Genomic DNA, 19,529 nt, shown 5'->3' with positions numbered 1-19,529 from the left:
CGTATAGAATAACGATCAGCCAAAAACGAAAGGGCTAATAGTAGGTGATCGTTCGGTACGAAATATATGCGGGCTGCCAGCTTGTAACGCCGTTCTCTTTCACCTCTTTCAGTGTTGCCTTTTTGATCCAGTTACCTACGGCATCAAATTCGTAACTGTGCTTGTACCTTCTGTCGCCATATATTTCGAAGTTGACAACGCCGAAATCGGTTCGCTCGATCTCGTTGCCGTCCGCGTCAAGTATGGACAAATAGCGCTGATTCAATTTTCCTTCGTCTGTATAGACTAGTTCTTCAACCTGGTTCGGCGAATGCTTGTAAATATAACGCATGCCTTTCCGACCATTGTTGTGCACCATTTGACGCTCGACGAGTTTGCCCTCTTCGTATTTGTATTCGTAGCTGTATTTGTATCGCGGGTCGCTCTTCCTCGGAGCCACTGCGACAGCCGCACTTGGTGCTCCCAACGCGGTAAAGACATTCCCCTCATTGTCAGTCTTGTAGTTCGAGACGCGCTTGCCGTCAAGGTAACCGTAAACGGTGACCTGAAATGGCTTGCCTTTCGAATCATACAAGTCTCGCTGTGTTAGGGCACCGCTCTGATCGTAGTATTCGATAGAAGAGATCTTCCGGCCCTGCACGCCCCACGTTCCGGAACGGTCTTCGCTCTCCTCGATCACTTTTTTGACCTTTCCTTTCAACCGTTCGTCCTGAGCATCGGTCGTAAGCCGGGTGACAGCGGGAGATTGCGGCAATGGCGGCGGCTTCATAGCCTCATATCTCCTGCGGAGTTCTGCATCAACCTCCTCCTGGGTAATTAAACTGAAGGTTGCGAACGTCGACATGAGATGCTTTTCTGTTGCGCGGTCCTTGAAAATCGCATCGATCCGGTAAACACGTTTCCTATCAATGAAAAGCTGAATTATTTTGAAGCCGTTCGTTCCGAGGTCGAATATGAAATACGAAGCCGGAACTCCGTTCACGGTCGTCTGGTTTTCCGATAAGATTTTGGCACTCGGGGTTCGTTCAATGATCTGTTTCCCGGAGTTCTCAGTTATTCGGGCAAGATCCGAGGCCGATCCGGTAAGCGTAGAGTCGGGAAAATCGAGGAAAAAGAGAGTGACTTCGCCTTCTGCGAACGTCCAGGTATATTGTTCGCCGGTCGCACTACTTCTTGTTTGTTTCGGTGAAAGTGCGGCGAAGCCGTTGATTCCTTTTGGAAACGCGATCCTGAAACGGCCTTCTATCGATGCGAATTGTTCTGCCGCGGGAAGTGTAGCCATAGACGGCCAGCCCGCAAACTTTTTGACCTGACCGGCCCCTGGTCCGGCAGCAGGCGGCGGTGGCTGAGGGTACGCAAGTGATGACAGCAAATAGAAAATGAGCGGAAGAGAAAACCGTTTCATATAACTACTTCAATTTCTTTGCCAGCTTAACGACATTCTCGACAGTAAACCCGTAATCTCGAAAAACATCTTCCGCCGGAGCTGAGGCGCCGAAGCGGTCGACGGTCAGCGTATCGCCGTGGTCGCCGATGTATTTGTACCAACCGAGTGAGACGCCGGCTTCGATGGCGAGGCGGGCCTTTACTTTTGCGGGCAGGACCGATTCTTTGTATTTGGCAGATTGGTCATCAAAGAACTCCCAGCAGGGCATTGAAACGACGCGGGTCGGTGTGCCGGCGGCATTCAATTTTTCGCGGGCCTCGAGCGCAAGGCCGACCTCGGAACCGGTCGCGATGAGGATCAGCTTTGGTTCGGCCTTTTTGCCGGCCTTGTCCGCGGCCTCGGCGAGAACATACGCGCCTTTGTGGAGGCCGTCGGCCCCGGCAAATTCCCTCCGGTCGATCAAGGCGACCTTTTGCCGCGAATAGGCGAATGCGGTCGGCGCATTCGTGCGCTTGAGCGCGGCACGCCAGGCTTCGCGGGTCTCGTGTGCATCGCAGGGACGAATGACGGCAAGATTCGGGATCGCGCGCATCGCCGCAATGTGCTCGACAGATTGGTGCGTCGGGCCGTCTTCGCCGAGCCCGATCGAATCGTGCGTGAACACGTAAATGACCTGAATGTGCGAAAGAGCGGCAAGCCGGATAGCGGGCCGCATATAATCTGAAAACGTCTGAAACGTACCGCCGAACGGGATGACGCCGCCGTAAAGCGCCATGCCGTTCATCGTCGAACCCATCGCGTGTTCGCGGACGCCAAAGTGTATGTTGCGGCTGCCGTACTGCCCGGCCTGGAAATCGGCAGACGCCTTGATCACCGTGTTGTTCGATGGCGAAAGGTCGGCCGAGCCGCCGATCATCGCAGGGATCGTCGCGGCGATAGCGTTTATCACGTCGCCGCTATAGGCACGCGTTGCCTTGGCCTCGACACCGTCGAAATTCGGCAGGGCCGATTCCCATCCGTCCGGTAGATTTCGGCCGATACGGCTCGAAAATTCAGCGGCGAGCGATGGGTGTGCCTTCTCATATTTTTTGAGCGCCGCATTCCAGTCTTTTTCGAGTGCGGCACCAGTTTTCACGGCCAAACGAAAATGTGCGAGGGCTTCTTTTGGAATGAAAAAGCTCTTGTTCTCGGGCCAGCCAAGGTTGCGTTTGGTCTCCTTCACGGCGTCGGCGCCGGGCGCGTCCGAGTGTGCTTTCGAAGTACCCTGCTTCGGCATACCGAACCCGATGATGGTCTTTACGCGGATGAGTTTCGGCTTGTCCTTTATTTTCTTTGCGGCGCGGATGGCAGCCTCGATCGCCTTGATATCGTTGCCGTCCTCGACCGTCGAGACCGCCCAGCCGCACGATTCGAAACGTTTCGTGACGTCCTCGGAAAACGCGAGATCGGTCGAACCGTCGATCGTGATGCGGTTGTCGTCATAAAGGTAGATCAAGCTACCGAGCTTCAAATGTCCGGCCATTGAAGCGGCCTCGTAGCTTACGCCTTCCATCAGATCGCCATCTGAAACGATGCCGTAAATGTGACCGTCGATCAGCTTGTAGCCGGGTTTGTTGAACCTGGCAGCGAGATGAGCCTGAGCCATCGCCATGCCGACGCCGTTGGCAAATCCTTGCCCGAGCGGGCCGGTCGTTATCTCGACGCCCGGCGTAAGGAAATTCTCAGGATGCCCAGGCGTACGCGAATGCAGCTGGCGAAAATTTTTGATCTCATCAAGCCTGAGATCGTAGCCCGTCAGGTGAAGCAGCGAGTAGATCAGCATCGAACCATGGCCGGCGGAAAGCAGAAACCGGTCGCGGCCAAACCACTTGGGGTTCTTTGGATTGTGGCGCAGGAATTTCGTCCACAGTACATACGCAGCTGGTGCCATCCCAAGCGGCAGGCCCGGATGCCCCGAATTCGCCTTCTGGATCGCGTCCAAAGAAAGCGTGCGGATGGTATTGATGCAAAGTGTGCCGATATTGATCTTTTTGGTCGGTTTGGTCGCGGTTGTCATGGATCGGATCTTTGGGTTGCTTCGTAAACACCTTGGTGACGTTTCCTCGCCGTTCTATAGATCGCGTGGCACTCAGGATGAAACGAAATTGTCTTAGTCTTTGCTGCTGAAAACGTGTCGGTAAGGTCTATTTTGCCAGTGTTCTTGAGCGCAAGCAAAACGGCTCCGCGTAAAGATGCTTCCGGTTCATTTGTTATCAGAATATCGCGGCCAAGAACGTCTGCGATGATCTGAGCCCAGACCGGTGAAGCGTTCAACGCTCCGCCTGATGCCACGACGTCAAGTTTGGGAAAGACCGACCTGAGCTGATCGAGAATACCTGCAAACCGGTAGGCGACCGATTCCATTGCGGCCTGCAATATGTCGACCGCATCATGAGCCATCGTCAGGCCGTGGATCGAGCCGGCCCCATTCTCGTTATAGCCGGTGCTGCGTTCGCCCGCGAAGAAAGGCATCAAGGTCAGGCCGTGAGCATCGGCGCCGCGGCGTGCCATTTCCTTGCCGATCGCCGCATCGGACATATCGACCCGAAGGATCTGCTTCAGCCGATCGTATAGGCCGCCGCCATCCGAGAGAGCTCCGCCTACGACCACACGCTCGCGGTCGACGCGGTAGCACCAGAGCCCGCTCGGGATCTTCTTTGGCGGATCGCCTCTGTAAACAACGCGCAACGCCCCCGATGTACCGATCATCAACGCCGCTTTCGTTTCGTTGATGCATCCCGACCCGATATTGCTGGCCACGCCGTCGGCTACGGGCAGCTTCCATTCAGCATTTGAAAGTCGCGGCCAATGCTTCTGCCATTTCGATGTGAGTTTGAGTGTGAGATCGTCGCTCGGTGAGGCAACCGGCGGCAGTCTTCGGGAAGTGATCTTTAGATATTCAAGCAGATCCGCGTCCCATTCACACTTCCTCAGGTCAAAGATCCCGGTCCCGGAAGCCATCGAAACGCCTGTAACAATTTGTCCAAATAGCTTGAGTGAAACATAGTCGCCGAAAGACATCCACCTGGCCGTTCGTGCCCAGGTTTCCGGCTGCCTTTTTCTTATCCAGAGCAGCTTTGCGGGCCAAAAGCTGGAATGAAAGCGGACACCGGTCCGGTTGTGTGTTTCAGATTCGTTGAACCGTTTTCGCAGGGGTTCAACCAGACCGCGGCTGCGGTTGTCGGCCCAACCGTAGACGGGCGTGGTCGGCTTTCCGTAATCATCGATGCCCATCAAGCTGTGCCAAAATGTGCACGACGCAACCGTGGTGATGGTCGCGTTGCTGTGGGCCGCGCGTGAGAAGACAGCGTCGATCGTTGCAATAACCTGGCGAAACGCCTTGTCCGCATCGATCTCGGCACCGCCATCGCGTGTTGCGGTCAACATTCGTTGGTCGCGCACCAGTGTCTTCGGCACGATCTTGCCTGACGGTTCAAACAAAGCCCCACGAACGCTCGACGAGCCGATATCCAGTCCTAAGATGAGTTCTTTTTTCACCGGAAACAAAATTAGCTGTCAGCGATCAGCCAACAGCTATTAGAAGAGATCGTCAATTCCTGGGTATCACTTATTATGAAGCTCACTTCACGCCGACCACTTTCTTGAACCACCATCGAAGGCCGACGAAAAGAAAACGCCAATCTTTAAAGAACTCGGGCGGCTTGCCTTCGAAATAATGCCCGATGAACTGCAGTATCCACCCAACTATGAACAGGCCCAATGCAAACATCCAAAGCCCGCTGACGAAAAAGCAAACCGGTATCATCAATATCGAGACCGCGATCATCGGAATACCGAAGCTATGCGTCAGCCGATTTACGGGATGCTGATGGCCGTCGGCGTATTCCTCGATCCAATCGTCCCAGCTTCTTCCACCCATCATATTGGCGTTCCCCTCCTATCGATGAATTGCGATGATTCTACATCAGTTCGGCCGGCGTTGAAAGATGCGCGCCATCAGGCCTTCGCCAAGCGCGAGTTCGCCCTGAACATCAAACCCATCGGTGAAACTTGCCGGCATAAAAACGTCGGCGTCCTCGATCGTCTCCGGTACTTCGGTGACGATCCATTTATCGATCACGTCGGCAAAACTCTCGTATGTTTTCGCACCGCCGATGATGAAAACGTCACAATTCAAGTAGGCCGAAATAGCGATCACCTCTTCCTTACTTCTCAGCAGCACGACACTCGGCTGAACCTCGATATTTCCGCTTCGGCTGAGGACGATATTGAGCCGGTCGGGCAGAGGCTTCCCGATCGAAGCCCACGTGTTCATCCCCATCACGACGGCGCTGCCAGTCGTTGCCTGCTTGAAGAACCTAAGGTCGGCGGGATAATGCCACGGCAGCTTTCCGCCCTTGCCGATAGCGTGGTTTTTTGCGATGGCTACGATGCCGATGATCATATATTCATTTTCGCACCCTTATAGACCGCGATGTCAGAGCCCTTGGCAAGCACGACCGAGTACGGTCTTTCGTCATTCAAAAACGCGAATTCATCGCCGTACGTACAGCCGAAATCGACGTCGATATGCGGGTTGCCCGCCTCGAAGAGCTCCCATTTAGGATGCCCGACCTTGTATTCGTCCGTCCTGCCGCCGCGGCGTTTTGTGTAGCCCCAGTAGTGTTCGATAATGAACTCCTCGTGCGAGCCCTCGCCCGGTACGCCGAGGTTGGCGCCGCTCTCGACGCTTATCGTGTTGCGGCATTCGCCTTTTTCCCAAGAGTATCGGACGTGCAAAGCGTCGCGGAAGTGCGACATCCGCCAGCGTTCGTAGGGCTCGCCGTAGAGCTGCCGGGCGATCATCGCTATCGCTGCCCGCGGCACGATCTCCTTTACAAAGACGACTCCGCGCCGAACTTCTTCCTCCGTCTCGCGACGCACATAAAAACGGAGATTGACCTCTTCGAAATTGACGTGAAAAGGCACGAGGAAATCCAACACACGCGTGTCGAGGAACATAAACCCGACAAGGCTGACGAAGCACCTGCCTTCGTGAAGATCGAGCGCGGTTCCGGCGGGAACACGCGAAGCCAAAAGCTCGGGCGGAACCTCGTAGTTCGCCATTATCAGGTCGCGCCATTCGGCTGTAAGAAACTTTTTCATTTCAGCACCACACGCTTGTCGCCCGCCCGAACCGTTACGCGTTCACGGTCAAAATACTCCAGCAAAGGTATAGCATATTTTCGCGAGACGCCGGCTATCTCTTTGAACTTCGCGACATCTATCACGCGGTCGCTGCTCGTATCGGCAAAACTCCTCACCGCTGCTTTAAGCTCATCGATCGCCGATGCCGCGAAATAGTGGTCGTCCGTCACCTTGATCATCTCGCCCGAACGCAGCTTCAAAACGATGAGTTTTTTCGCATCGGCTGGCCGCAGATTCCCGAGCGAAGCCGCGATCGCCTCGTCGATCTTCGGCGGTTCGAACTTTGCTTCTTTCAGAGTCGCGAGCAAACGGTTCGCGAATGCCGATTCATCGGGCGAAAGGTCGGTCCGGTGCGCTGCCGAACGTACGAGTTCCTTCTCGGCGACGATCATTCCTTCAGAGTTCAGCCGGACGACGACGGCGTCGATCAGCTCGTTCGGAATCTCGCCGAACGCCTGTTCGCGAAACGTTTCCCGCGGCATACCGGCGGCGAGAGGTTCGCTTTGATGAAAACTGGCAAGCGTCGATCCGGCGTTGGACATCAACATTGAAACGATGGCGGAACCGATCAGGAGATCTCCGATCTGCTCTATAGAATCGGCGGCCGCGGCGATCGACGCCTTCGTGATCGCTTCGGTCCAGCCCGTCTGCGAACGAAGGTGCCTGACTGAAACACCCTTGGCGCCGGCAGCCAGGACGATCAACCGGACAAACGCGGCGTTCTGATCGAAAGACAATGAAAGCTTCCGCAGGAACTCTCGTGTTTCTGTAATATCCCGCTTCCGGTGTTTTACCGCAACCGGGATCACGACCTGTCCGCCGCCGATGGTCCGCTGCGGAGAATAGCTGCGGATTATGAAGCGTTCGCCCGCATAAGAGGCAGTAGCGGATTCGAGCCGAAGCTGAACGTAACCGCTCTCGCCCGGGGCGACCTCGCCCGTTTCATTCAATACAAGAACGCGTGCAAGCACCTCGGCGGTTCCGATGTGAACCCGAACACGCTGCCGCGTGCGGAGCGGCCGCGGCGAGCTTTCGAGCATCTCGATCGCCGAATCGATGATCTGCGTCGCGGAGATCACACCCGGTTCGGCAAGCAGCATGCCCCGCGAAACCTCGCTGTGATCGATGCCGGCGATATTTACGGCGGTCCGCTGTCCGGCAAGCGCGGTCTTTACCGGACGTCCGTGTGTCTGCAGGCCGCGTACGCGAACACGCCTGCCAGACGGCAGCAGTTCCATCTCGGCTCCATCGCTGATCTCGCCGGTAACGAGCGTGCCGGTGACGACCGCGCCAAACCCCTTTACGGTAAACGTCCGGTCGATCGGGAGTAACCCAACATGAGCACTGCTTCGCGATGAAAATTGCGCTGCCGAATGCATCAGCTCGGCTTTCAATTCGTCGACGCCCTTGCCGCTGACCGAACTTACCGCAACGAGCGGAGCACTTTCAAGGAACGAACCGGCGACGAGTTCGGCGGCGTCCAGACGGGCAAGCTCAAGAGTCTCGTCGTCGACCAGATCGCTTTTCGTCAGGACAACGATACCGCGCTTCAGCCCGAGCAGGCGGCATATCTCGAAATGCTCGCGTGTCTGCGGCATCACGCCCTCGTCAGCGGCGATGACAAGCAGCACAAGGTCGATGCCGCTGGCGCCCGCGAGCATATTCTTGACGAAACGCTCGTGGCCCGGCACATCGACAAACCCGAAATGGAAATTTTCGGTTTCCATCTCGGCAAACCCGATGTCGATGGTTATGCCGCGTTTTTTTTCTTCGGGCAGGCGATCCGTGTCGGTTCCCGTCAGCGCCCGAACGAGCGCGGTCTTACCATGATCAATGTGTCCGGCTGTTCCGACGATGATATCCATCTTTTTTCCCGAGCCGTAAACTCAAAACCGCCCGGCAAAGCGGGCGGGCCGATGTTGATATTCTGGATCGCTCTACCGGAGCCTCAGGAGATTTTCGACCGAGACGTCCTCGTCGATAGCTTCCCAGCGGATGCCGAGCCCGCCGCCGATAAGCCGCCAATTCTTGCGCTCGCGGGGCGATGCGCTTTCCAGCCGCGGAAACCAGTCCAGCGGGACCGAGATCGCGCGGCCGTCAGCAAGCGCAACGCGCAGCGCGTCATCGCTGCACATCACATCTATCGCCAAGGGCTGAACGTTTGCTGCTGAAAGGCTCATTTGAAATAAAGATACAGGAAATCGGGTAAGAATCGCAAACTTTACAGGCCCCTAAGCGGGACGGCCGAGAACGACACCTGCCGTGACCGACAACTTCAGAGGCTGCCCGCTTTTTCGTGTTCGCCGGTCTCGTACTGTTCCAATTTGCGATAAAGGGTCTTACGCCCGATATCAAGCAGGCGCGCCGCCCGCGATTTGTCGCCCTCGGTATATTCAAGCATTGCTTCGATGACCTTTTGCTCGATCTCTTCCATAGATGAAGGAAGTTCGAGCTCGATCGCGATCGATCGTCCGTCGGCAGCGGCCTTTGCACGCTCCTGCCGGACGATGGCGTAGGCCTCGAATGCCCGCTTGCTGATCGATTCAGGGAGGTCGTCAAGCTCGATCTGCCGACCCGAGGCGATGATCACCGCCCGCTCGATGGCATTTTCAAGTTCGCGGACGTTGCCCGGCCATTCATAGCTCACAAGCGCACGCAACGCCTCTTTCGAAATTCCTGAAATGAAGCGGCCGGTCTTTTCTTTATAACGCTCCAAAAAGTGAAACACGAGCGGATGAACGTCTTCTGGCCGGTCGCGGAGCGGCGGCAGCGTGATCGGGAAGACCGACAAGCGGTAATAGAGATCGCTGCGGAAACGCCCGTCCTTTGACGCCGCATCGAGATCGAGATTGCTGGCCGCGATCACACGGACGTCGGACTTGATCACCTGTTTGCCGCCGACGCGGGTAAATTCACCGTCCTGAAGCACGCGCAGGAGCCTTACCTGAGCCTGCATCGACATCTCGCCGATCTCATCGAGAAAAAGCGTTCCGCCATCGGCCTCTTCGAAGCGGCCTTTGCGCTGCGAACGGGCGTCGGTGAAGGCACCTTTCTCATGGCCAAAAAGCTCCGATTCGAGCAGAGTCTCGGGTATCGCTCCGCAATTGATCTTGATGTACGGTTTGCCCTCGCGGCCTGAGTTGAAATGGATCAGGTTCGCCAGCAGTTCCTTACCCGTCCCCGATTCGCCTTGTATCAGAACGGTCGTGTTCGCATCGGCGACGTTGATCGCCAATTCGATCGCCCGCCGGATCGCCGGTGCCTGGCCGATGATCTCGCTTTGCCGTTGGTGCAGTTCGCTCTTGAGCCTCATCACCTCGGCCGAGAGTTGGTCGCGTTCGAGTGCGGTTCCTATTTGGTCGGCGATGCCCTCGACCAATGCGACATCGTGTTCCTCGAATGTGATCTGATCGCTCCAAACGAAGCCGAGCAGGCCAAAGGTCGTGCCGCCGACGCGAACCGGCGTCAAGAGAGCGGCCTTGCCGCCAAGCGTTTTGTTGAAGATGAGTCTTATCGTCAGGGGCAGCGACGTATCGGTCAAAGACATCGTTTTGCCGTCGCGGATCAGTTCAGCGACCGCGGGGAATGTGTCGATATTAAGCGACTTACCGTGGGATTCGACCATGCGAAGCAGACGGCCCGGCGTGACGCCCTCGGCCGCCTTAAACGAAGCGAGCGAGATCTTTTTCCCGGACTGATCGATCACGCCGAGCGCTCCATAGTCGGCACCGACCAAGCTGATCGCGCGTTCCAGAGCGCGGGCCGAGACCTCGTTAAAATCCGAGTGTGAATTGAGCGTATTGGCTATCTCGAGCAGCGCGTTCGTGCGTTTTGTTTCCTGCTCCTGCGCGACGTACAGGCGGGTATATTGGTAGCCGATCGCAAGCTGACGGGCGATCGATTCGAGAAACTGAACCTCTTCTTCGAGCCATTCACGCGGCTTGGTCGTATCGTGAAGACCGAGCAGACCGATAACGCTTCCGCTTAGCGATATCGGAATGATAAGCAGTGAACGCGTCTCAAGGGCCTTGGTAAAAAATTTCAGCGTTGGATCTTTGGTCCTGGCCGTGTCGTTGATCCGGATCGGCTTTGAGATATCGAACTGTTCGGAGAGCCGTTTACGATCGATCGGGATCACGGTGCCCTGGCTCGACGGGATCCGATCATCGCGACGCCATTCGTGGCTGATCCGTAATTCCTTATCACCGACGAGCTGGAGTACATCGCAGCGGTCGGCTTCGAGCATTCGGCCGATCTCGGAGACGACCACGTTCAGAAATCGCTCGATGTCGATGCTCTCCGGAAGGTCGCGGGCGAGGCGCTCGATGATCGCCTCGCGCGCTTCATGCATTCGCACTTTACGTTCCAACGAAAGGCCTTCCGGATTGTCGAATTCTATTTTGGTGAGAGCCATACCTTGATCACGGTTCCGCAAACTGTATGGTAAATCTGAAGGTCAACGAAGGTCAATGTCAAGTTGACACACCTTGGCGCGCATGTGTGTAGTTTAGCGACACGCCCTACGGCTGCTTCGGCCTATTTGCGACAGGTGGTTTTGGTTTGTCGCCGCCAACGGGAGGGCCGGGTTTTTTATTGCTTGCGGGTTCATCGGGCGCCGAATTCGAATTTGTATTCGAGTTCGAAGCCTTCTTATCGTCTTTTGGAAGGGTCGTGAAACTTATCCTTTTTCTGCCGGCCTCGGCCTTTTCGAGCAATTCTTCAGCTTCGAGATTGTTTGGGTCGAGCTCTATGGCCTTTTTGAGCGCGCCGACGGCCTCTGGATACTTGGCAAGCTTTATCAGGATCGAACCCAATTCGGTGTGATATTCAGAATCGTCCGGTTTCAATTCAACTGCCTGGCGAAGCGCTTTTGCCGCGTCTTCGTCTTCGTTGAGCTTGTTGTACGAACGGCCCATATTGTAATAGGCGAGGTGATCTTCACGATTTGCGGCGATCATCCGTTTATAAGCAGCGACCGCCTTTTCAAACGCGATCTCGGAGTTCGATCTGATCTCTTTCGGTTTCTTTTCACCGGGAACCGGGGTCGGCGTCGGTTCGACCGACTCATCAGCCGCGACCTGATCGCGAAACTCGACAAGCGAATAGGCGATGCCTAACCGAAAGTATGCTTCGGCAAGATCGCCATTCATCGCAACAGCCTGGTTCAGGACCTCGATCGCCCGCTCGGTCTCGCCCGCATCAAGAAGGCGGCTTCCTTCCGCAAGCGCTTCGTCGGCGTTCGCAAACGCCGCGTTCGCCGTGTCGTTCTGTTGAGCGTTGACATCGGCGCCATTCTGTTGGGTGCCCGAACATCCGAGTTGAAGGACTGCGGCAGCAATAGTAATGACGATCAGGATCCGAAATCTCATAGCTTGAAACAAATTTGCCAAAGGCCGCAAACGCATCATCCCGGCGGGAAAATGAACGGACGTCCGCCGAGCAAATGCACGTGCAAATGGAAGACCGTTTGGCCGCCATCGCTGTTAGTGTTGATCACGATGCGATATCCGTTTTCGGCAAGATCCTTTTCCCTCGCGATCTGGGCGGCCGTTAACAGAAGATGCCCGAGCATTTCGCTCTGGTTGTCTTCGGTCTTATCGAGCGAATCGACATGGGCCCGCGGAACGACCAGAATGTGGGTCGGTGCCTGGGGCGAGACGTCGTTGAACGCAACGCAGATGCCGTCCGCATGAACTATCTCGGATGGAATTTCGCCCGCAATTATCTTGCAGAAAATACAGTCGGTGCTGTTCATATCGTGTTTCTCAATATTTAATCACAGCAACGGCTTACCGGTAAACGACCGGCCGCCGATAGCATCTCAAACCGCGGCTGTTTCTATATTTTCCTTGATCCGCTCGATGTCAGCGCCGACCGACCGAAGTTTGCGGACGATCGTCTCATAGCCACGGTCGATATGGTATACGCGGTCGATAAGGGTTTCGCCGTCAGCGCATAGTCCGGCCAGCACCAGCGATGCCGACGCCCTGAGGTCGGAGGCGATTATCGGCGCACCGGTAAGCCTCGTCTTGCCTCGGACCACGGCCGTATTGCCGGAGACCTGGATATCGGCGCCCATTCGAATAAGCTCGGATGCGTGCATGAACCGATTCTCAAAGATCGTTTCGGTGATGCGCGATGTGCCTTCTGCCTGGGTCATAAGGGCCATATACTGTGCCTGCATGTCGGTCGGGAAATGCGGATGCGGTTCGGTCGTTACATCGCTCGACGTCAGGCCTTCGGGCCTTACCCGTACCCGAAGCGTCGTGGCATCGGCTTCGTCGATCTCGACACCGGTCTCACGCAGTTTTGAGATCACCGCCACGAGGTGGTCGGGCCGACAATCCTGCACCTCCAACTCGCCGCCCGTGATAGCGGCGGCAACGAGGAACGTTCCGGTCTCGATACGGTCGGGTATTATCGAATGTTCGGCACCGCCAAGCGATTCGACCCCTTCGATCTCGATCGTCGATGTGCCGGCGCCTTCGATCTTTGCTCCCATTTTGTTCAGAAGTTCAGCCAGATCTTCGATCTCGGGCTCGCACGCCGCATTGTGTATCGTCGTCCGTCCCGAGGCCAGTGCCGCGGCCATCATCACATTCTCGGTACCCGTAACGGTCACTTTCTCAAAATCGATCGCCGCACCGACAAGCCGACCTCGCGGTGCCGTCGCGACGACGTCGCCCGATTCGAGCGAGACCGCAGCACCGAGCTTTTCGAAGGCCTTCAGATGAAGATCGATCGGGCGTGTACCGATGGCGCACCCGCCCGGCAAGCTGACCTTCGCCTTTCCAAAACGGGCAAGAAGCGGCCCGAGGGCCAAAACGCTCGCCCTCATGGTCTTTACCAGCTCGTACGGTGCTTCGAAAGTTTCGATGTGGTTCGCAGTCACCCTGTGGACCCTGAGTTCGGGCGTCAGCACAGTTGCTCCGAGATCCTCAAGCAATCGCCGCTGCGTTATCAGGTCCTTCACGTACGGCACGTTGTTCAGCGTGACCGTTTCGCCCGTCAAAAGAGCCGCAGCAAGGCACGGCAGAGCCGAGTTTTTGGCTCCGCTGACCTTGACCGCGCCTTTGAGAGGCTTTCCGCCTCTGATCAAGAATTTGTCCATAAACTGATACCGATGGCGTTACCGCAGTAAGCAAATCTTATACATTCGAAAACGGGATGTTATCATACGGCGATACGGTTCGTTAATTCGAATAACAACGAACTTTCGATATTTCTTGCGTAAATCCCTAATAGAATGCAGAATCGTTGACACTGAATGAAGGACGGAATTGATCATTCGAAAGCCGGCGGTCTCATCGCGAGCAATATCGCAGCGGCAGATGCGGCGCTTTTCGAAGCCTGCAAAAAGGGTGATGAGGCTGCTTGGGACTCGCTCGTCGATCGTTATCAACGATTGATCTACGCGATCCCGCGGCGGGCCGGCCTCAGCGAAGAGCAGTGTGCCGACGTGTTCCAGGAGGTATTTCTCACGTTTGTTCAGAAGATCGACGAGATCGAACAGCCGGAACGTATCCGCTCCTGGCTTGTTTCGACCGCAAAATTCAAAACGTGGGGAGTCATTCGAACCAGAAAAGGCATTTACTCGGCCATCGGCGAAGAAGAATATGAGACCGAGATCCAGAATCTCGCCGACAGCTCGCCGCTAGCCGAAAGTGTCCTTATCGAATTGGAACAGCAGCATCTGATCCGCCGGGCGGTAAACGATCTTGACGAACGGTGCCGTAAAATACTGTCGATGATCTATCTCGCCGATACTGCAGCCTCGTACGCGACGGTTGCTGAGGCGATCGGCGTCGGAGAGACGAGCATCAGCCCACTAAGGTCGCGCTGCCTGAAGAAACTTGAAAAGATGCTCTCGAATTGAAGCCGATGTCTTTTTCGTTCGAGACCGCACACTGTATCGACGAGGGCAGACCGCTGCCGTAAAAGGAAATGAACTCCGAAGAGAGAATCCAACATATCATCAAGCTGATGGAGGCCGACGATTCGATCGATGCGCCGGCCGACTCGGTAAAATGGGCGAAGAACATTTTTCGAACGCGTGCTGCCGAGCCGAAGCGATCAGTATTGCGGCGTATCGTCGCGATGCTGCAGGCCGACCTTGCCGGGAACAAGCCGGTATTCGGTGAGAGATCGGCAACGGCCGCGGCTGAGCGGCAAATGCTCTATCGCACGGACAACGCTGCGGTAGACATCAGGGTGAAGCTGACAGGCAAGTCAAAAAAGCTTAGCGGGCAGGTTATCGGTGAAGACTGTGAGAATGCCCCGGTCAGACTGATCGGCGATTCGGGCGAACGGGTTACAACGACTGACGAGAATGCGGCTTTCGAATTTGAGAGAATCGCAGGCGGTACGTACGATATTGCCCTGATCGTCGGGGACGAAGAAGTGGTCATCGAAAAGATCGAACTCTAACAGCCGCAATTTCGCTTGATGAGAAGATCGAAGGAAAAGGGCCGAACGGCGTGTATCGCCTGTTCAGCCCTTTTTTCATCGTTCGAGAGGGTCTATCATCGTCGTTGTCTGTGACCTGCATGAGACAAAAGCAACTCGCAAAACTACTCACTGACGCCTCGAACAGCCGCGAGCGGAGGCGCATTCTAGCAAAATTTCCGGGCCTGACCGATGCCGAGCTTGCCCGCCAGATCAGGCTGTTGTGTTACGAAGCATGGGCAACGGAACCCTCAAGAGCGAGGCGAACCGCGGCGGCCGCCAGGCTGGTCGCAGAGATATCGGGTGACCGCGAGGCTCATGCACATACGCTCTGGATAACCGGCATATCTGAAATAACGAAAGGCAGACTCAATGAGGCCGCAGAGATACTGGAACGCGCCTATATTGCGTTTTCGGCTCTCGGACGTTTGACCGAAGCGGCACAGGTGCTTGTAGCTAAATTGATACCGCTTGCGATGACCGGCCGGTACGATGTTGCCGAGGAAAACGGAAATCGCGCTCTTGCGATCTTCGCGGTTCGGGGCGACGAACTGGCGGCCGGCAAGATCGAAATGAACCTCAGCAATATCGCTTCGCGGCGTGAGCGTCATCGCGATGCGGAAAGATACGGGCTTTCGGCACTTGGCCGTTTCGAACGGGCCGGTGAAAAAAAATGGCAGATCATGGCAATGAACGATCTTGCCAATACGTACACCGATCTGAACGAATTTCGTCGGGCCGAGAGTATATTCGAAGCGGCCCTGTCAGGCGCGCAAAATGCGTCAATGACCGTCACTGAAGCCGAGATCGAAGCGAACCTCGGCAATCTTGAGACCTATCGCGGAAACTATGGCAATGCCCTTCATTATTTGGAACTTTCGAGAACCAAATACGACACGCTCGGCATGCCGCATCAGTCCGCAATCGCCGAACTCGAGATCGCCGATATCTACGGCGAACTAGGATTGCTGACCGAGGCCGTATCGATCTATAAGCGCATCGTTCCAACCTTCAGGCAGTTGAAACTCCGGACCGAAGAAGCAAGGGCACGAATGCATTACGGCAATGTCAACGCCCGCCTTGGCAGCCATCGATCGGCCGAAAAACAATGGCGCGCAGCCGTTAGAATATTTGACGCCGAAGAGAACGCTTTAGGTGCGGGCCGTGCCAAGCTCGCACTTGCACGAGCCGCGCTCGCCCGAAGCGATGATCAAACCGCCAGAGAGCTCGTCCGTCAGGCGCGTACGACACTCGGCGTGACCGAGAACCCAAGGCATCACCTGGAAGCGATACTGCTCGAAGCTGAGATCGAGATCGAATGCGGTTCGATCGATAAGGCCGATACGCTGCTGGCCGATCTGGCCAATCGCGCCCGCCGCCTCGAACAACGGCGCTATACGCTGTCAGCGTTGAATGCAATGGGCAGGAGCGCGCTCTCTCGCGGAAAGCGGTCGACCGCAAAATCGGCATTTAAGAAAGCGGCGGCGATCGCCGAAGCTCTTCGTGCGCCTCTGGCCGGCGAAGAATTTAGAATGGCCGTGCTCGCCGCGACCATCGAACCCTTTGAAAATCTTTCGAGGATCTTTATCAAAGAAAGGAAATTTGCTGAGGCTCTCAAATGGGTCGAACGTGCCCGTTCGAGGTCGATCGCTGATTCGATGATCGCGAACGATCCGACAGAGGCTCGCGGGCCGGACGCTCTTGCTTCAAAGGCCTCGGACCTTCGCGAAAGGCTGAATTGGCTCTACAGCCGTCTCGACCGCGGCGAGGTCCTGGACAACACGAAACTGACACAGGAGTCACGCCGACTGGAAAGACAGCTTTCTGATCTTACACGCCGGATCGGAAGCTCGTTGGTTAAAGGTGCAGGTTCTGATCACCTTCGTCATGTGACCGGCGATCTCGATATCGAGAACCTCCAAAAACAATTGGGCAAGAGGCGAGCCCTGATCGAATTTGTCGAACACGACGGCTGGTTTTCGGCGTTTACCGTGAGCGATTCGGGTATCGACTATGTCGAGAAGATAGTAGAGACCAAGGTCATTTCTGCCGACATTGAGGCTTTGCGGTTTCAATTCGATTCGCTTCGATATGGAGCTGCAAATCTAGCGGGCCTCGCACAGGCCCTGAAACGACGCGCCGATGCGATCCTGGAACGGCTCTATCAACGGCTGTTCTCACGACTGGAGACGTCGATCGGTGACCGGAATCTGGTCATCGTTCCGTCCGGAGTTTTGAATTACGTTCCGTTCCAGGCTTTGCGAAGCGAAGCGACCTACTTGATCGAAACGCGTGAGATCGTGAGATCACCCTCCGCAGCGATCTGGCAGACACTGGCCAACGCCGGAAGCCGAAGGCCTCGCGGGGTCCTTCTGATCGGTTTTGCCGATGAAAGCATTCCCCTCGTCGATAGCGAGATCGAGACGCTATCCCGAGTATTTCCGGATGCAGACGCATACACGGGCGAATCGAGCACGTTTGCCGCGTATATGAGGATGGCTCCGGGAAAAAGGGTCATTCATATCGCATGCCACGGAACTTTTCGGTCAGACAACCCCTTGTATTCGAGCCTGCACCTCGCGGACGGGTGGGTGACAGTTAACGACATCAGAAAACAGAAACTGAATGCCGAGCTTGTTACGCTCAGTGCATGCGAGACCGGATTGAACGCCGTCGGTGCCGGCGAGGAGATATTCGGGCTCGCAAGGGGCTTTCTTTCGGCCGGAGCACGAAATATACTACTGAGCTTGTGGGCCGTAAATGACGTCTCTGCATCGCATATGATGCAGAGCTTTTACGCCGCAATGCAACGCGGCGATACAATTGCTGCATCTCTTCGGAAAGCACAGATCGAACAGATAAAGCGCGGGGAACATCCGTATTTTTGGGCACCCTACTATTTGATCGGCAAATAGGGGCACAACGGTTCGAGTTTTGAAAGAATTCGGACGGCGAACGTCTTTTTGATAGAATTCGATGCACTGTTGCGATAGGCGGAGACTTCCGCGGAGAAATTAAGAATGCGGGCTGCGGTAATTTATACAGGCATATTCGTCTTGATGCTTATGCTCTGGACGCCGGCCGGTTCGGCTCAACGAGCCGTCGGCGGATGCGATTGCATTCCGGATCAAGTGATAGTCCAGCTTCTTGATCCGGCAACCCTGCCTGCCGTCGCCGCTCAGTACGGCCTTGATCCCCAACCCGTTTCGCAGGTGGCCACTCCGCCGATCTTTCTTTTGACGATAACGAATGGCCAAACGCCGGAGCAGGTCGTCGCTGCAATGACAACGCCCGCACCCGGAGATCCGAGGGTCATATTTGCCGAGGTGAACCGAAAGCTCTCGCAGGTCGAACGCACAGGGCTTGATTGGACACAAGGAAGGTCATGGGCGATCGGGCGGTCGTGGGCCATCGGCGGAAGTTCGAAGGGCTATAGCAGACAATGGTTCACACAGCGAATTCGCCTGAATGAGGCGTTTGAGCAAGGGCAGACGCGCGGCGAGGGAGTGACCGTCGCAGTGCTCGATACGGGAATCGACCTCAGCCATCCTGCATTTTCTGGCCGTCTCGTGGAGCCAAAGCTTCGGTGGGACTTTGTCGATAACGACTCGGATCCGAGCGAGGTCGGAACGCTTCGGGTCGACCCGGCATTTGGTCATGGAACGCATGTAGCCGGGATCGTCGCGATCACGGCACCGGCGGCGAAGATAATGCCTCTGCGTGTCCTCGATCAAAACGGCGAGGGCGAACTGTGGCGAATAACGGCGGCGTTGATCTGGGCCGCTAACAATGGGGCCGAGGTCGCAAATCTCAGTTTTGGCTATCCGGATGACGTAAGGCTGATCAAAGATCTTGTCGAATGCGCCGATGTCGGAACGACACCGAACGGCACGACATTTCCGATCGGGGCCAACAGAATGGCGGTAGTTGCCGCTTCGGGTAACGGAGGCAACAGGATCCCGGTATTTCCGGCCGCAGAGGATCTGAACGGTATGCTCGGCGTCGGGGCAAGCACACGTGTCGATCTGCTTGCTGCATTCACATCTTATGACCGAAGTTGGGTCGAGGTTACCGCACCAGGCGAAGACATCGTAAGCGCGATACCTGGCGGACGGTATGCACTATGGACCGGTACCTCGATGGCAGCACCGATCGTCAGCGGTATAACCGCTCTTGTCAGAGCCAAGAATCCGCAGCTGACGATACCGCATGACTGGCTCGACATCGTGAAGGAAACATCGGTCGATAAGAGGTTTGGGAACGTTCCGCCGTGGGGTGAGGTCAGGCTCAACCGTGTAGACGCATTGTGTGCGGTGACGAACACTATCAACTGCCCGATCCCCAGTTCAGTCACAACAGACTTTGGTATCGACTATAAACAGACGAAATAGTCGTCATTTCGGCTGTGAAATAGACAAGTAAGGACCGTGCATATGTTGCCCGGTCCTTTTTGTTCTTTATCACACGACAAAGTGTCTTTTGCGAGTTGTTCGGAGCACTGTCTATCTGA

General features: G+C 55.9%; 16 protein-coding genes. 4 read left to right on the top strand and 12 right to left on the bottom strand.

The window, feature by feature from the left end; genetic code table 11:
• Positions 1-34 precede the first annotated feature (34 nt).
• From IPM28_11310 to murA, 12 genes are all read right to left on the bottom strand, one after another.
• Positions 35-1,405: a hypothetical protein gene (locus IPM28_11310; GenBank protein ID MBK9173566.1), complete on the bottom strand. Its 1,371-nt coding sequence runs from the start codon at positions 1,403-1,405 to the stop codon at positions 35-37.
• A gap of 4 nt (positions 1,406-1,409) precedes the next feature.
• A complete protein-coding gene (tkt, locus tag IPM28_11305) occupies positions 1,410-3,443 on the bottom strand; it encodes a transketolase (protein ID MBK9173565.1) in 2,034 nt (677 codons plus the stop codon).
• The gene (locus IPM28_11300) at positions 3,440-4,924 is read right to left on the bottom strand and encodes a gluconokinase (GenBank protein ID MBK9173564.1); all 1,485 of its coding nucleotides are present in this window, start codon (positions 4,922-4,924) and stop codon (positions 3,440-3,442) included. The genes tkt and IPM28_11300 overlap by 4 nt, the downstream gene beginning before the upstream one ends.
• Before the next feature lie 82 nt (positions 4,925-5,006).
• Positions 5,007-5,309, bottom strand: a complete 303-nt coding sequence (locus IPM28_11295; GenBank protein MBK9173563.1) for a DUF962 domain-containing protein — start codon at positions 5,307-5,309, stop codon at positions 5,007-5,009.
• A 42-nt stretch (positions 5,310-5,351) separates the two neighbouring features.
• On the bottom strand, positions 5,352-5,831 hold the full coding sequence (locus IPM28_11290) for a dihydrofolate reductase (GenBank protein MBK9173562.1): 480 nt from the start codon (positions 5,829-5,831) through the stop codon (positions 5,352-5,354).
• Complete coding sequence (locus IPM28_11285) at positions 5,828-6,532, bottom strand: DUF2071 domain-containing protein (GenBank protein ID MBK9173561.1); 705 nt, start codon at positions 6,530-6,532, stop codon at positions 5,828-5,830. Before IPM28_11285 ends, IPM28_11290 begins: the two co-directional genes overlap by 4 nt.
• On the bottom strand, positions 6,529-8,439 hold the full coding sequence (selB, locus tag IPM28_11280) for a selenocysteine-specific translation elongation factor (GenBank protein MBK9173560.1): 1,911 nt from the start codon (positions 8,437-8,439) through the stop codon (positions 6,529-6,531). The genes IPM28_11285 and selB overlap by 4 nt, the downstream gene beginning before the upstream one ends.
• Positions 8,440-8,511: 72 nt before the next feature.
• Positions 8,512-8,754, bottom strand: a complete 243-nt coding sequence (locus tag IPM28_11275) for a DUF2442 domain-containing protein (GenBank protein MBK9173559.1) — start codon at positions 8,752-8,754, stop codon at positions 8,512-8,514.
• A 95-nt stretch (positions 8,755-8,849) separates the two neighbouring features.
• Positions 8,850-10,988, bottom strand: a complete 2,139-nt coding sequence (locus IPM28_11270; GenBank protein ID MBK9173558.1) for a sigma 54-interacting transcriptional regulator — start codon at positions 10,986-10,988, stop codon at positions 8,850-8,852.
• Positions 10,989-11,094: 106 nt separating this feature from the next.
• Positions 11,095-11,943, bottom strand: coding sequence for a tetratricopeptide repeat protein (locus IPM28_11265; GenBank protein MBK9173557.1), 849 nt, complete (start codon positions 11,941-11,943; stop codon positions 11,095-11,097).
• Positions 11,944-11,978: 35 nt separating this feature from the next.
• Entirely contained in the window at positions 11,979-12,329 is a 351-nt protein-coding gene (locus IPM28_11260; GenBank protein ID MBK9173556.1) for a histidine triad nucleotide-binding protein, read from the bottom strand.
• 66 nt (positions 12,330-12,395) lie between these two features.
• Positions 12,396-13,685: a UDP-N-acetylglucosamine 1-carboxyvinyltransferase gene (gene murA, locus IPM28_11255; GenBank protein MBK9173555.1), complete on the bottom strand. Its 1,290-nt coding sequence runs from the start codon at positions 13,683-13,685 to the stop codon at positions 12,396-12,398.
• A gap of 156 nt (positions 13,686-13,841) precedes the next feature.
• Here murA and IPM28_11250 point away from each other — a divergent pair, with 156 nt between their 5' ends.
• The 4 genes from IPM28_11250 to IPM28_11235 all read left to right on the top strand — a co-directional run bounded on the left by IPM28_11250 (position 13,842) and on the right by IPM28_11235 (position 19,410).
• Entirely contained in the window at positions 13,842-14,450 is a 609-nt protein-coding gene (locus tag IPM28_11250) for a sigma-70 family RNA polymerase sigma factor (protein ID MBK9173554.1), read from the top strand.
• A 68-nt stretch (positions 14,451-14,518) separates the two neighbouring features.
• Positions 14,519-15,001, top strand: coding sequence for a hypothetical protein (locus tag IPM28_11245; GenBank protein MBK9173553.1), 483 nt, complete (start codon positions 14,519-14,521; stop codon positions 14,999-15,001).
• A 119-nt stretch (positions 15,002-15,120) separates the two neighbouring features.
• Positions 15,121-17,934, top strand: a complete 2,814-nt coding sequence (locus IPM28_11240) for a CHAT domain-containing protein (protein MBK9173552.1) — start codon at positions 15,121-15,123, stop codon at positions 17,932-17,934.
• Between the two features lie 105 nt (positions 17,935-18,039).
• Positions 18,040-19,410: a S8 family serine peptidase gene (locus IPM28_11235; protein ID MBK9173551.1), complete on the top strand. Its 1,371-nt coding sequence runs from the start codon at positions 18,040-18,042 to the stop codon at positions 19,408-19,410.
• Positions 19,411-19,529: the final 119 nt, after the last annotated feature.

The organism is Chloracidobacterium sp. (genome assembly GCA_016716305.1).
GTDB lineage: Bacteria > Acidobacteriota > Blastocatellia > Pyrinomonadales > Pyrinomonadaceae > OLB17.
This window is presented reverse-complemented; position numbering and strand designations above follow the sequence as displayed.